Raw genomic sequence first — 12,079 nt, forward strand, 5'->3', positions numbered from 1 at the left:
TCCGCATGACGGGGCCGCCGGGGCCCGCAGGGGCTCGGGTTCAGTCGACGGGGCGGGCGTGCACGCTGACGGCGTAGCCGCCGCCCGGACGGTAGGGGTCACCGGACCAGGTGGCGAAGCGCTGGCGCAGCGTCAGTCCGGCCTGCGTGCACCAGTCGTCGAACTCCTCCAGCGTCACCGTCGGTTCCGGCAGCGGCAGGTGGCGCGCGTCCAGCCCCATGCCGGTGATCAGCAGTGCGCCGGGACGCAGGACGGCGGCAAGCTGCCGCACGACAGCCGGTTCGGTACCGGGGGCCAGCAACGGGACGACGTTTCCGGCGGCGAGCGCCAGATCGAAGCCGGGTTCCAGGCCGAGGCCGTCCAGGTGCGCCAGGTCACCGTGGAGCCATTCCTGTGCGGGGGCGTCGCGGCGGGCGACGGCGAGCATCGAGCGGTCGACGTCCACGCCCGTGCAGCGGTAGCCCAGTTGGGCCAGCCGGATCGCGATACGCCCGGTGCCGCACCCGGCGTCGAGTACGCGGGCGGCAGGCTCCAGCAACGCGTCGCAGAAGGCGGCCTCGCCGTGGACGTCCTGCCCCGATTCGGCCAACCGCGCGAACCGCCGGGCGTACTCCTCCCCGGCCTGCCCGCCTGTCAGCTTCGCCCAACGGTCGTCCTGGCTGCTCATGGTCTGCCTACCCTCCGGTGGAGCCGAAGAAATCGGTGCTGAGAGGTCCTGCCAAAAAGCTGATGATCATGCGACTCTCGGCGTGGCTGGTCGTCGGAACGAACACACCGGCCGGTGTCCCGCTGCCGCTCTCCGCGCCATCGACACAGCCGGCCAGCAGCAGTGCCGCCGCGATCGCCACGCACCACCGATGGTTCCTCCTGGTCATGCCACCACCCCTCGAGCGGCGATCTTAAGGCTTGTCCCGTAACTGATCTTTGGAGTGAGGGTGGTCTCGGTGGGGTTGGGGCGTCCTCTCGACAGCCTGCGGGTCCACCCCGGGAAACGAGCAACAGCGCCCCTTGGTACGGTGCGCCGATGTCGACGATCAATCAGTTCCAAGTCACCTTTGACTGCGCGGAACCCGAGCGCCTCGCTCGCTTCTGGTGCGAGGTGCTGGGGTACGTCGTACCGCCGCCACCGGAGGGGTTTGCGACTTGGGACGATTTCAAGCGTTCGCAGCCCTCTGAGCAGCAGGATTCATGGTTTGCCTGTATAGATCCCTCAGGGGTGGGCCCGCGACTGTTCTTCCAGCGCGTCCCCGAGGGGAAGGCTGTCAAGAACCGGGTGCATCTTGATGTACGGGTCGGCACCGGTCTCGTGGGTGAAGAGCGCCTCGCCGCACTTGAGGCTGAACGCGCGCGCCTGGAGCCGCTTGGTGCAGTACACGTGCAGACGTTGTACGACGGCAATGATGCCTGCATCCCGATGCTGGACATCGAGGGCAACGAGTTCTGCATCGACTGAGCCTCCTTCGAGCCGGCGAGGTGGGAGACCGCTTCCCTTGGACCTCTCTGACCTCGCACAGGGCGGGAATTATCCCGTGAGGGCGAGGTTGTGCAGCCGGGCGATGCCGAGCATGGCGTAGTGCACGCCGTCGCCCTTCAGGCGGCAGTCCGGCAGGATCTTCCAGGTCTCCATCCGGCATCGACAATGACCTGCACGTTCGCGGAGAACCGGTAGTTGCGTGACGATGAGCCGTCGTGCCGGTCGCGGACCGGGACCAGGGTGCCGTCCACGTAAGACCCCGGTCATACAGAAGAGATGCCCGGCTCAGAGCCTTGTGCAACGCCCTTTAGGCGGACCCACTGTGGTGCCGCTGGCTCCTGAGCCGCAGGTCTTCACGGCGAAGCCGGAAGGACGGGCGCGGCAGCAGCGCGTGCACCTCCTAGAGAAAGAGACGATCGACCTGCGGGCCTTCGCCCTCCCCCTGTCCTCGATGGTCTTCGGGGCTGCGGTGCCGCCCGTCGGCATCGCCCCCTTCGGGGTCGGGCGCGCGGCGGCAGCGGGCCAGGGCCTGGCGGCCGAGGAGTACGGCGCCCACCCCCAGCGGGGCGGCCACGACAGCGCCGACGAGTCCGTTGCCGGTGCCGGGACCGCCGCTGACGGTGGCAAGGTGCAGCACTGCGAGAACCGTGCCGACCGTTCCCACCACGATGGCCGCCATCCCGCCGGCGCGCGCGTTGCCGGTGCCGATCCGGCGGCCGGCACGGGCCAGCGCCAGCCAGCCGACGGCCAGCCCGAACGCCCCCGCTCCGAGGGCCAGGTTGGCCCCTGTCCGCCCGTCGCCGATGATCCCGCCCTCGGCGGCCGCCATCAGGGCTGCTGAAGCGCTCATGCCGCTCTCCTCTTCTCCGTCGCTGACTGCGAGGTCCGATGTGCGTCGAGCATGTACTCCGGCCTCCCGGCCGGTCGTCCAGCAGATGCGGGCACTTCCGGCTGCCGCATCCGCGGGACCCGGATACCGCGGATGCGGCAGGCGGCGTGCGGGTACCGCACATGCGGTAGCCAACCGCTCGTCCACGAGCCGGACTTGCCCACCCGTGCGTCCGGCTACGGTGTGCCCATGGACAAAGGACGGTTCGCTGTCCCGGCCGGGGTCACCGACTGGGCAACCGCCCTGGGCGTGGCGGCACTGCTGCTGAGCGCCGGGCTGTCCGGGTCACACCCGTCGGGAGGGCGCGAGCTGCTCGGCTCCGCGCTGCTGGCGGCCGGCGGGCTGGCGCTGGCCGCGCGCCGCCGGGCACCGCTGGTGGTCCTGACCGTCACCGGACTGTGCGCGGTGGGCTACCTGGGGGCCGGGTTCGAGGCGCTCGCCGTCTCATACCTGGTCGCTGTCTACGGCGCGGTACGCGCCGGGCACCGCGCCGTCACACTGGCTGCCTCCGTGGGCCTGGTGGCCGTGCTCCACCTCACGGCCCTGGTCGTTCGTGACGGGCCCCCGCGCGAGGTCGTGACGCAGGCCCGGAACACCCTTGAGCTCGCCTGGCTGATCGCCGCCTTCGCCGCCGGGGAGGCGGTGCGGCAGGCCGAACGGCGGGCGGAGGAAGCCGAACGCACCCGCGAGGAGACCGCACGCCGCCGGGCAGACGAGGAGCGGCTGCGCATCGCGCGGGAGCTGCACGACTCGCTCACCCACCAGATCTCGGTCATCAAGGTGCAGTCCGAGGTCGCCGTCCATGTGGCTCGGCGCCGCGGCGAGCAGGTGCCGGAGGCCCTGCTCGCGATCCAGGAAGCCGGCCGGGAGGCGAGCCGGGAGCTGCGTGCGACCCTTGAGGCGCTGCGCGACGACGAGACCACCCCGCCGCACGGTCTCGACCAGATCCCCAGCCTGGTGAAACGGTTCCGGACGACCGGCCTGGAGACGACGCTGACGATAGAAGGACATCCGCACGCCGTGCCGGCGGCGGTGAGCCGTACCGCTTACCGAATCGTTCAGGAGTCGCTCACCAACGTCGCCCGGCACACCGCGGCAACCACCGCTTCAGTGATCATCGACTACCGGCCGGACGCCCTCGCCGTCCGCGTCGACGACAACGGGAAGGCCTCCTCCCACCCCGCGCCGACGTCCGGGCTCGGGCTGCTCGGTATGCGCGAACGCGTCACGGCCCTCGGCGGCCGCCTGCGCACCGGGCCGCGCGGCGCGGGCGGCTTCACCGTCCAGGCCGAACTCCCCACGAGCGAAGCCTCGTGATCCGGGTCCTGCTGGTCGATGACCAGCCGCTCATCCGCAGTGGTTTCCGCGCGCTGCTCGACCTCGAGGACGACATCGAGGTGGTGGCCGAGGCCGCCGACGGCCGGGAGGGCCTCGCCCTCGTCAAGGAGCAACTGCCCGACGTCGCTCTCATCGACATCCAGATGCCCGTCATGAACGGCATCGAAGCGACCCGACTCATCGCCGCGGACCCGACCCTGGCCGACGTGCACGTCGTCATGCTGACCAACTACGGCATGGACGAGTACGTCTTCGACGCGCTGCGCGCCGGCGCCGCCGGCTTCCTGGTCAAGGACATCCTGCCGGAGGACTTCCTGCACGCCGTCCGTGTCGCCGCCCGCGGCGACGCCCTGCTCGCGCCCGCCATCACCCGCAAGCTCATCGACCGATACGTCTCCCAGCCGCCGCCCGGACGTACCGGCAGCGGGCTGGAGGCTCTGACCAGCCGCGAACGCGAGTCGGTCGCCCTGGCCGCACACGGTCTGTCCAACGACGAGGTCGCCGACCGACTGGTCATCAGCCCGGCGACCGCCAAGACCCACATCAACCGGGCCATGGCAAAGCTCCACGTCCGAGACCGCGCTCAGCTGGTGGTCCTCGCCTACGAAGCCGGCCTGGTGACGCCGCGCAGCTCCTGAGCGCCGCACACCGTGGACCGTGCCGGCACGCTGCGGCGCCCTATCGCCGGAAGGCCCCGCCCCGGGAAGCGGCCTCTGGTTGCGCCCCAATTCAGCCTTTTGCGCCGAGAGTTATGGCTGAAAACCCCGGCCAACCCGGCACAACCATCCAGATGGCCTGCGGGTCACATAAGGCAGGAGTAACCAACTCGTAAGATCACAAGGGGGAAATATGCGCTTCACTCACTCCATGCTGGGCGCCGCGGCGCTGGCGGCTCTGTCGCTGGGCGCCACGACCGCTCTGGCGGCACCCGCGTCCGCCGCACCCAACACCACACCCCAGAAGGTGTGCGGCAGCGCCTACAAGACCGTGAACTCCGCGCCCGTCGGCTCGCTGGGCACCGTCTACCTGACGTACAACGCGGCCAACGGCAAGAACTGCGTCACGACCATCCGCAGCACCCCCGGCGCCGCCCTGGACATGTCCGCGTGGATCTACATCCCCGCCACCGACCAGAGCGACGGTGACTACGGGAGGTACACCTCCTACGCGGGTCCGGCGTACATCTACGGCAAGGGCCAGTGCGTCGACTGGGGCGGCTACATCAAGAACGTGTACGTCCAGGTGTCCGGCTCCAACTGCGGCTCCCTGCGGGAGCACCGGGTCACCTACACCCGCTGACAACCGCTCCTCCTGTCCGGCCGCCGTGTCCGGCGTGCCGTCGGCTCCGTCCTGCGGGGAACGCCCGACGGCGACCGACGGGGCGACATCGTGCCGAAGGCCGCACAGGAGGGGGTGTCGGCTCGGCCCGCCCTGGTGGAACTCGCGCGGTTCCGCCAGGGCGGCGCACATGGTCCGCACGCCGGAGACTCCGAGGCCGGCGCGTCCGTAGGACGGTTCCGTGTCGAGCGCTCGCGCTGGACACGGACCGGCCCGCGGGGCGCGCCCGCATCCGGGGCGGCTGTCCGCTCAGCGGGTGCGCCGGATGCGGATGGGACCCCTGGCCTCGGCCGGCTCGACGGGACGGCCGGCCTGGGTGATCTCCACCTCGCCGGCCGTGACCAGCCGCCGGGCGGCACGACGGGCCGGTTCCATGAGCGCGCGCCAGCCGTCGTCGTCCCCTTCGTACACCGCCCGTGCGGCGTCGGAGGGGCAGATGGTGGCCGTCGGGCCGCGTCGCTCCAGCAGCTCGAGGATCGCCCGCTCCAGACGGCGGCTCGTCTGCCGTGCGATGTCCGTCATACCGCCATTGTCCGCCGCCGGCCCGTGGCAGGACAGCGGCGGTCCCGCGCGCAGGCGGCCGTGAGCCGGTGCAGACGTCGTCCGTTCCGGCGAGCAGGAACAGCGGGAACAGCGCCCGACGGCGACGACGCACGTCCGGATCCCTGAAGACCTTTCTCCGTGCCGGTGAGTGGGGAAGACTGCGGGCATGGGGGATGTGCTCAGCAGTGGACCGGACCGACCGCCCTGGAGACCGTCGCGCCGGCTGACCGCCGTGACCGCGGCCGTGGTGTCGTCCGCGGTGATCGTCGTGGGGATCGTCGCCGTCGTGAACGAGCCCGACGGTCGACGCCCGCGGGCACCCGAGAGCCCGTCGGCGGCGGCGCCCTCCGGCAGTGCGTTTCCCCACGGCCCGGACGCGCCTGTCGGAGCGGGGCAGACGCCGGGCCTGGTGATCGCCGGAGCACCGCTGCCGCGGGACGCGACGTTGATCAGACGTGACCGCTCTGCGGGCGCGGGTCCGTCGACCGTGGTCCTGCGGCGCTCGGACGGAAGCGGCTCTCTGGGACGGCACGGCGCGGTGGTCACCTTCCCCGTGGCGGCGCCGTCACGGGGAAGCCCGGTCCGGGTCGGCGAGGTGTCGGGGAGGGCCCTGGCGCGGGAGGTCGTCTGGCCGGTCGCAGGCTCGTACGCCCGGGTCCGAGGTGATCTGCCGCGGTCCGAGCTGATCGCCGTCGCGGCCGCCACCCGCGTCGCATCCGGCCGCCCCCGCGTCGAGGCACCGCGCGGGCTGTCCGTAGCGGCCACCGGCACCCTGTGGCCGGTCCACGTGAACGAGACCCGCTACAGCTCCCGCGTGACAGGGGAGACCGACGAGCTCTCCGGCGGCCTGACCTTCACCGGCGTGGCCCGGTGCGGCGGCTTCGAGGACGCGCTGTACGCCACCGGCGCCCAGCCGGCCGGGACCGTGCACGGCAGACCCGCGGTCCTCACGTCGGCGTTCGGCGGCAACGGCGCACTGGCCTGGGAGCCTGCGCCGGGCGTCGTCGCGTACGTCGGCTACAGCGGCGCGCACCTCGACCGGGGAGCCGTCGACGCCCTGCGCCGACTGGCCGCGCGGACCCGTCTGCTGAGTCCCGCGCAATGGCGGACCACCGGCCCCTGGACGAGCGACCAGACCAACGACCTCGGCCGGCCCGACTGAGAGACCGGGCGGCCCTTCGTCCCACCGCGCCGTGCCCGGACGAGGGGCGTGCCCGGCCCGAGCGCGTCGGCGCCGCGCCGCTTCGGGGGTGAACAGCCTCTAGCCGGCAGTCACCGACAGCAGCATCTTGCGCGCCTCCTCCGCACGCGGGGATCCCAGCGCGGTGTACAGGGACAGGGCCTGGCGGAGGTGGTCGACGGCCTGCGCCCGCTCCCCACCGCCCTGCCGGACGAGCGCCGCGCCGATGTGTGCGCGGGCCTGCTCCTCCTGCTCGCCGATCCCGCGGGCCACTTCCAGCGCCGACGCGTGAGCGTCCAGGGCCTCGGTGTACCGTCCGGCGCCGTGCAGAGCCTCGCCGAGGCCGTTGAGGGCGCCCGCCTCGCCGTAGGGTTCCCCGGTCCGCCGGAAGTGGCCGAGGGCCTGCCGCTGGTGCTCGGCGGCCTTTTCGTACTCGCCCTGGTGACACAGCGCGTCCCCGAGGTTGGACAGGGCGTGGGCCTCTCCGCCCGTGTGCCCGAGCCGCCGGAAGAGAGCGAGCGTCTGTTCGAAGCGTGCGGCCGCGGCCGCGTGGTCGCCGAGTCGCGCCAGCACGATCCCGAGGTTGCCGAGGGCACTGGCCTCCCCGACCGTGTGACCCGTCTGCCGGTACAGCGCCAGGGCCTGCTGATACCGCTCGATGGACGCCTGGTAGTCCTCGAGCAACTCCTGGACGATGCCGAGGTTGTTCAGTACGTCGGCCTCGCCGTGGACGTCACCGACCGCGCGGAACAGCTCGACCGCCTGCTCGTGGTGGTCGGCCGCGTCCTGGTACCGGCCCTGCAGCTCGTGCAGTACGCCCACGTTGGTGAGGTGACGCGCCTCCCCGGCCCGGTATCCCACCCGACGGCACAGCGTCAGCGCGTCCGCGTGGTGGCGGTGGGCGCTCTCGTAGTCGCCGAGCCGCCGGTGGACCGCGCCGACGCACACCAGGACGTCGACCTCGCCGGCGACGTCTCCCACCGCGCGGGCCGCCCGTAGGGCATGGGTGTGCACGGTCAGCGCGTCGGCGAAATGCCCCGAACGCTCGTAGTGGCGGTGGAGCGTGGTGGCGAGCCGGACGGTGTGCCGGGAAGGCCCCGGCTCCTCGGTCCTGGAACACAGGGCCACCAGGGTGTGCTGCGCGGCACGCAGCCAGGCCCGGCACTCGTCGGCCGTGCGCAGCGGCGGCAGAGCGCTGCCGGGCGCCTCGACGACGGGCCGCAGATGCCGTTCGGCGGGATACAGCACGTCCATGGCCGCCGCCGACGCCCCCAGGCAGTGGTCCAGGAGACGGGTGAGGGCGGCGTCGCGCTCCGCCGCCCCGTCGTGCCGGCTCGTGAGGTCGGCGGCGTAGGCGCGCAGCAGGTCGTGCATGCCGTGGCGGCCGGGACCGCTGCGGTGCACCAGGTGCGCGCGGGACAGGACGTCCAGGGACCGCCGCGTACGCTCCACGGTCTCGCCGGCCAGGGCGGCGGCCGAGTGGGTGTCCACGTCGGGCCCCGGATGCAGGCCCAGCAGCCTGAACAGACGTGCCTCAGGCTCGGGAAGACGGTCGTAGGACCACGAGAACACGGCTCGTACGGCCGCCCGGGGATCTCCGTCGCCGGAGTCCAGCACGTCCAGACGCCGACGGTGGTCCCGTAGTTCCTCCACCAGGTGGGCCAGGGGTTCCCGGGGGCGTGACAGCACCAGTTCGGCCGCCACGCGCAGGGCCAGGGGCAGTGATCCGCACTGCTCCGCCAGCGCGGTGGCGGCGGCGTGGTCGGTGTCGACGCGCGGTCCGAGCAGGGCGCGCAGCAGGGTGTGCGCCTCGTGCGGGGAGAGGACGTCGAGGACCACACGGTGCGCGCCGTGGACGGACACCAGGGACGACAGCGAGTCCCGGCTCGTGACGACCACCTTGCAGGCCGGGCTGCCGGGCAGCAACGGACGCACCTGTGCGGCGGAGGCGGCGTTGTCGAGGAGGACGAGCAGACGCCGTCCGTCGACCGCCGTGCGGTAGCGGGCCGCCCGGTCGTCGAGCCTCGGCGGTATGTCCTGGCCGGGTACGCCCAGGGCGGTGAGGAACCCGGCGAGGGCCTGAGCGGCGGAGAGCGGCTCGTCGGGATCGTAGCCTCGGAGATCGACGTAGAGCTGACCGTCGGGGAAGGCATGACGGACCTGGTGCGCCCAGCGCACGACCAGCGCGGTCTTGCCGACGCCCGCGGTGCCGGACACGGCGGAGACGACCACGGCCGCCCCTGACTCCCCCGCGGCCGGACCGGAAGGACCGTCCTCACCGATCAGGCACCGGGTGAGCTCGGCCAGTTGCTCCTCTCGCCCGCTGAAGTGGCTGACACCCATGGGCAGTTGTGCCGGTATCGGAGCGGGGGCGGCGCCGGGGGCCGGGAGCGGCGTGCTGACGGCGGGAGGGGCGGTTGCCGTACCCGACGGCTCCACCCGTCCGGCGTGGCGCAGCGTCTCCTCGTACACCGCCTGCAGTTCGGGGCCCGGAGCCACACCGAGCTCCGTGCGCAGCTGTCGGCGGATCACGGTGTACGTGTGCGCTGCCTCGGCGGCTCTTCCTCCGGCGGCAAGGCTTCGGACCACCGCCACGGCGAGCGGCTCGCACAGCGGGTGCTCCGCCAGCAGCGGCTGCAGGACGGCGGGGACTTCCTCGGGTTTCTCCTGGCGCAGCAGGGTTCGGGCCCAGGCGAGCGCGGCCTCCACGCGCTCCTGGGTCCAGGCGGTCCGTGTGCGCTCCGCCCACACGCCGGGCAGTCCGGACAACGGCACACCGCGCCACAGCCGCAGTGCCTCCTCCAGGAGGTGTGCCCGGTGTGTGTCGGACAGGTGCGGCTCGCGTCCCCGCACGACGAGCGAGCGGAAGCGGAGCAGGTCGACGGCGTGCTCGTCCGCTTCCAGAACATAACCACCGGCGGTGCGGCGGATGCGAAGCGGCGCCGGGGACGGCTCCGCGCCGGCGCCGCCTGCCGTGGGCTGCGCGCTGTCGAGGAGCCGGCGCAGTCGGCTGATGTGCGAGTAGAGGACGGAACGGGCACCGTCGGGCGCGGCGGTGTCCCAGACCCGGTCCACCAACGTGTGCACCGGCACGGGCCGTCCGGCGTCGGCGGCCAGCGCCGCGAGGACCGCCCGCCGCCGCGGCTGCCCGACGTCGACCACACTCCCCGCGATGCGCAGTTCCAGGGGTCCGAGCAGGTACAGGTTCATCGTGCCTCACGCGGAACGGGCGGTGGAACGGCTCACCGGTGGCGGTGACTTCGTCCGCCGAGGGGGAGCCGGGACTCCACGCAGCCCTCCGTCATTCGCTCCGGGGCCGTCACAGGAAGGCCGTCACAGGGTTTTCGCAGGATTCACCGTAGATCCTCACCTCACGTGCCGTCAGGCGGATCGCGGCAGGCGTCGCGTCCGCGGAGCACGCCGACGCCGACTCGTACACGGCGCCATGAAATCTGGCCGGAACGCAACCACCGACGGCCGAAACTCGTCCCCCTTCTCGAGCCGGTCGGGCTCATGCGAGATCTCAAAGGAAGAAGACGGGGGACGCAGCATGCATCTGGCGCCGAGGAAGAGCCGCCGCAGACCGGGCCCGGTCCGAGCGGTCGTGATGGGCGTGTGCGCCGTGGCGGCGCTGGGCCTGACGGGCTGCTCCGGCGGCGGTGGCACCGCCGATGCCGGCAGTGACCCGACGCCGAGTGCGACGACGGCCGGCGGCGCGGCGGACAAGGCGACGGCGAGCCCGGGCACCGCGGCCGGGAAGCCCGCCGCGACGGCCTCGTCGGGCGCGGGCAGCGGCGTCAAGTCCCCTGCCGTCGTCCCCGCCGCCCCCAAGCCCCCGGCCTCCCCCGCGTCGGGCTCACCGGCCGGCTCCGGCGACGGCGACGACTGCGACCACAAGATGCCCATCTCCCCCGATGAGATCGCGGTCTACCGCTACACACCGGAAGGGGGTTCCCTGAGTCTGATCGTCAGACACGGCAACTGGGGATGCGGCACACCCGACTCCGACGGAGCGCCCTTCGAAACAGTGGGCAAGGAGACCTACATCCCGATGGACCAGGCCGCGGACATCACCGTGACCAACCCCATCGTCGAGAGCACCGAGAATCAGCCCATCGGCGTCCAGGAGTTCCTCGACTGGCTCGAGACGCACCCCGACTCCGGGCTGGTCTTCACCTACCACCTCGGGGACGACGGGGCCATCGACCGGCTCGACGAGGTCTTCACCCCCTAGCGAAGATCAGCCACCGCGCAACCGGCACCCCGGCTCACGCGTCGCACCTCACATGGAACGCGCATGGCTCTTCTCCCTCGTCCCGCTCGCGCTCGGCGCGGTCTTTCTCGGCATCGGCGTGTACGGACTCCGGCGCGCCGACGCGCTGCGCCGCACCGGCCTCACCGCTCAGGGCCGGATCGTCCGCCACGACGTCAGTCGGGGCGACGAGGGAGCCCGCTACTACCACCCGGTCGCGGCCTGGACGACCCACGACGGCCGGGAGTGCGAGTACGCGTCCAGGTTCGGACGCGGTTCCCGCGTGGGCGCCTTCGGCGTGGGCGCCCTCGTGGTGGTGCGGTACGACGCCGACAACCCGCGCCGGTTCGCGATCCAGGGCTGGGACGCGACGACGGTCGACCGGGTGTTCGCCATCGTGGGCTCGCTGCTCACGGCCGGTACGTTGCTGGTGCTGCTCGCGCGCCTGCTCACCCTCTGACCTCGGCACGGTCAACGGGGCCGGTTCTCCTGCGGAAGGCCCCCGCGGTACCGTCTGACGGGTCAGAACGGCTCGTCGTGCCAGTTCGTCGGCGTGACCGTGCCGGTTGCCCAGTCCCGGCGCAGGATCGCGTACCCGACCGCGTCGTACCGGCGCCCACCGGCTCCGGGCCAGGCGTCGCGATAGTGGGCTTCCTTGACGTAGCCGCCCTTCTCGAACGTCCTCCGCATGGCCGCGTTGTCCTGCCGAGTGGTCCCCTCCATCCGTTCGGCGTCGGGAAACTCGGTGAACACGTACCGGGTGAGCCAGGCGAGAGCCCGGGGGCCCATGCCCCTGCCCCGGTGCTCCGACGCGATCCTGAGGTCGAACAGCGGGGTGCCGTCGCCGAGGTCCATGAGCCTGATCAGGCCGACGGCGTCTGCGCGCACGGTGATCCAGAAGGTGCGGGTCTCGTCACTGTCGAACACGCCGGCGGCAGCCCACGCGCGGACCTCGTCCCCGCTGACCGTGGCCGAGACGTGGAACGGCCAGGTGTCTCGCGCCAGGAAGCGCACCAAAGAGTCGACCTCGGATGCGACGAACCGCCGGTACTCGGTCTCCACCAT

General features: G+C 72.2%; 13 protein-coding genes and 2 pseudogenes. 7 read left to right on the forward strand and 8 right to left on the reverse strand.

All coding sequences use genetic code 11. The annotated features are described in order from the left end of the window. Nucleotides 1-40: 40 nt before the first annotated feature. Together QF032_RS01960 and QF032_RS01965 are read right to left on the reverse strand one after the other, a co-directional pair. On the reverse strand, nucleotides 41-667 hold the full coding sequence (locus QF032_RS01960; RefSeq protein ID WP_307039429.1) for a class I SAM-dependent methyltransferase: 627 nt from the start codon (nucleotides 665-667) through the stop codon (nucleotides 41-43). A gap of 7 nt (nucleotides 668-674) precedes the next feature. Continuing rightward, nucleotides 675-848, reverse strand: a complete 174-nt coding sequence (locus tag QF032_RS01965) for a hypothetical protein (protein ID WP_307039431.1) — start codon at nucleotides 846-848, stop codon at nucleotides 675-677. A gap of 176 nt (nucleotides 849-1,024) precedes the next feature. Here QF032_RS01965 and QF032_RS01970 point away from each other — a divergent pair, with 176 nt between their 5' ends. Continuing rightward, a complete protein-coding gene (locus tag QF032_RS01970) occupies nucleotides 1,025-1,453 on the forward strand; it encodes a VOC family protein (protein WP_307039433.1) in 429 nt (142 codons plus the stop codon). 69 nt (nucleotides 1,454-1,522) lie between these two features. Here QF032_RS01970 and QF032_RS01975 read toward each other — a convergent pair. From QF032_RS01975 to QF032_RS01980, 3 genes and pseudogenes are all read right to left on the reverse strand, one after another. Then, nucleotides 1,523-1,636: pseudogene (locus tag QF032_RS01975) on the reverse strand (IS5/IS1182 family transposase); the annotation flags it as partial. Next, nucleotides 1,621-1,725, reverse strand: a pseudogene (locus tag QF032_RS40540) (IS5/IS1182 family transposase); the annotation flags it as partial. The pseudogenes QF032_RS40540 and QF032_RS01975, both read right to left, overlap by 16 nt. A gap of 149 nt (nucleotides 1,726-1,874) precedes the next feature. Beyond that, entirely contained in the window at nucleotides 1,875-2,324 is a 450-nt protein-coding gene (locus QF032_RS01980) for a DUF6223 family protein (protein WP_307039435.1), read from the reverse strand. Nucleotides 2,325-2,552: 228 nt separating this feature from the next. On the opposite strand from QF032_RS01980, the gene QF032_RS01985 reads away from it, so the two are divergent. From QF032_RS01985 to QF032_RS01995, 3 genes are all read left to right on the forward strand, one after another. Then, nucleotides 2,553-3,680, forward strand: coding sequence for a sensor histidine kinase (locus QF032_RS01985; protein WP_307054601.1), 1,128 nt, complete (start codon nucleotides 2,553-2,555; stop codon nucleotides 3,678-3,680). Beyond that, nucleotides 3,677-4,339, forward strand: coding sequence for a response regulator (locus tag QF032_RS01990; protein ID WP_307039439.1), 663 nt, complete (start codon nucleotides 3,677-3,679; stop codon nucleotides 4,337-4,339). The genes QF032_RS01985 and QF032_RS01990 overlap by 4 nt, the downstream gene beginning before the upstream one ends. A gap of 211 nt (nucleotides 4,340-4,550) precedes the next feature. Beyond that, nucleotides 4,551-5,000 carry a spore-associated protein gene (locus QF032_RS01995; protein WP_307039441.1) on the forward strand — a complete coding sequence of 150 codons (450 nt, stop codon included), beginning with the start codon at nucleotides 4,551-4,553 and terminating at the stop codon, nucleotides 4,998-5,000. Between the two features lie 288 nt (nucleotides 5,001-5,288). Here the strand turns inward: QF032_RS01995 and QF032_RS02000 are convergent, their stop codons facing one another. Next, nucleotides 5,289-5,561 (reverse strand): DUF3253 domain-containing protein, encoded by a 273-nt coding sequence (locus tag QF032_RS02000; RefSeq protein WP_307039443.1) that lies wholly within the window; start codon nucleotides 5,559-5,561, stop codon nucleotides 5,289-5,291. 253 nt (nucleotides 5,562-5,814) lie between these two features. Here QF032_RS02000 and QF032_RS02005 point away from each other — a divergent pair, with 253 nt between their 5' ends. Next, nucleotides 5,815-6,744, forward strand: a complete 930-nt coding sequence (locus QF032_RS02005; protein ID WP_307039444.1) for a hypothetical protein — start codon at nucleotides 5,815-5,817, stop codon at nucleotides 6,742-6,744. Between the two features lie 99 nt (nucleotides 6,745-6,843). Here the strand turns inward: QF032_RS02005 and QF032_RS02010 are convergent, their stop codons facing one another. Beyond that, entirely contained in the window at nucleotides 6,844-9,972 is a 3,129-nt protein-coding gene (locus QF032_RS02010) for an AfsR/SARP family transcriptional regulator (RefSeq protein ID WP_307054604.1), read from the reverse strand. 340 nt (nucleotides 9,973-10,312) lie between these two features. On the opposite strand from QF032_RS02010, the gene QF032_RS02015 reads away from it, so the two are divergent. Both QF032_RS02015 and QF032_RS02020 read left to right on the forward strand, forming a co-directional pair. After that, the gene (locus tag QF032_RS02015) at nucleotides 10,313-10,996 is read left to right on the forward strand and encodes a hypothetical protein (RefSeq protein ID WP_307054605.1); all 684 of its coding nucleotides are present in this window, start codon (nucleotides 10,313-10,315) and stop codon (nucleotides 10,994-10,996) included. A gap of 52 nt (nucleotides 10,997-11,048) precedes the next feature. Then, nucleotides 11,049-11,474, forward strand: a complete 426-nt coding sequence (locus QF032_RS02020; RefSeq protein WP_307039450.1) for a DUF3592 domain-containing protein — start codon at nucleotides 11,049-11,051, stop codon at nucleotides 11,472-11,474. A gap of 62 nt (nucleotides 11,475-11,536) precedes the next feature. Here the strand turns inward: QF032_RS02020 and QF032_RS02025 are convergent, their stop codons facing one another. Next, entirely contained in the window at nucleotides 11,537-12,079 is a 543-nt protein-coding gene (locus QF032_RS02025; protein ID WP_307039452.1) for a GNAT family N-acetyltransferase, read from the reverse strand.

Origin of the sequence: Streptomyces achromogenes (genome assembly GCF_030816715.1) — a bacterium.
GTDB classification, from domain to species: Bacteria; Actinomycetota; Actinomycetes; order Streptomycetales; family Streptomycetaceae; genus Streptomyces; species Streptomyces achromogenes_A.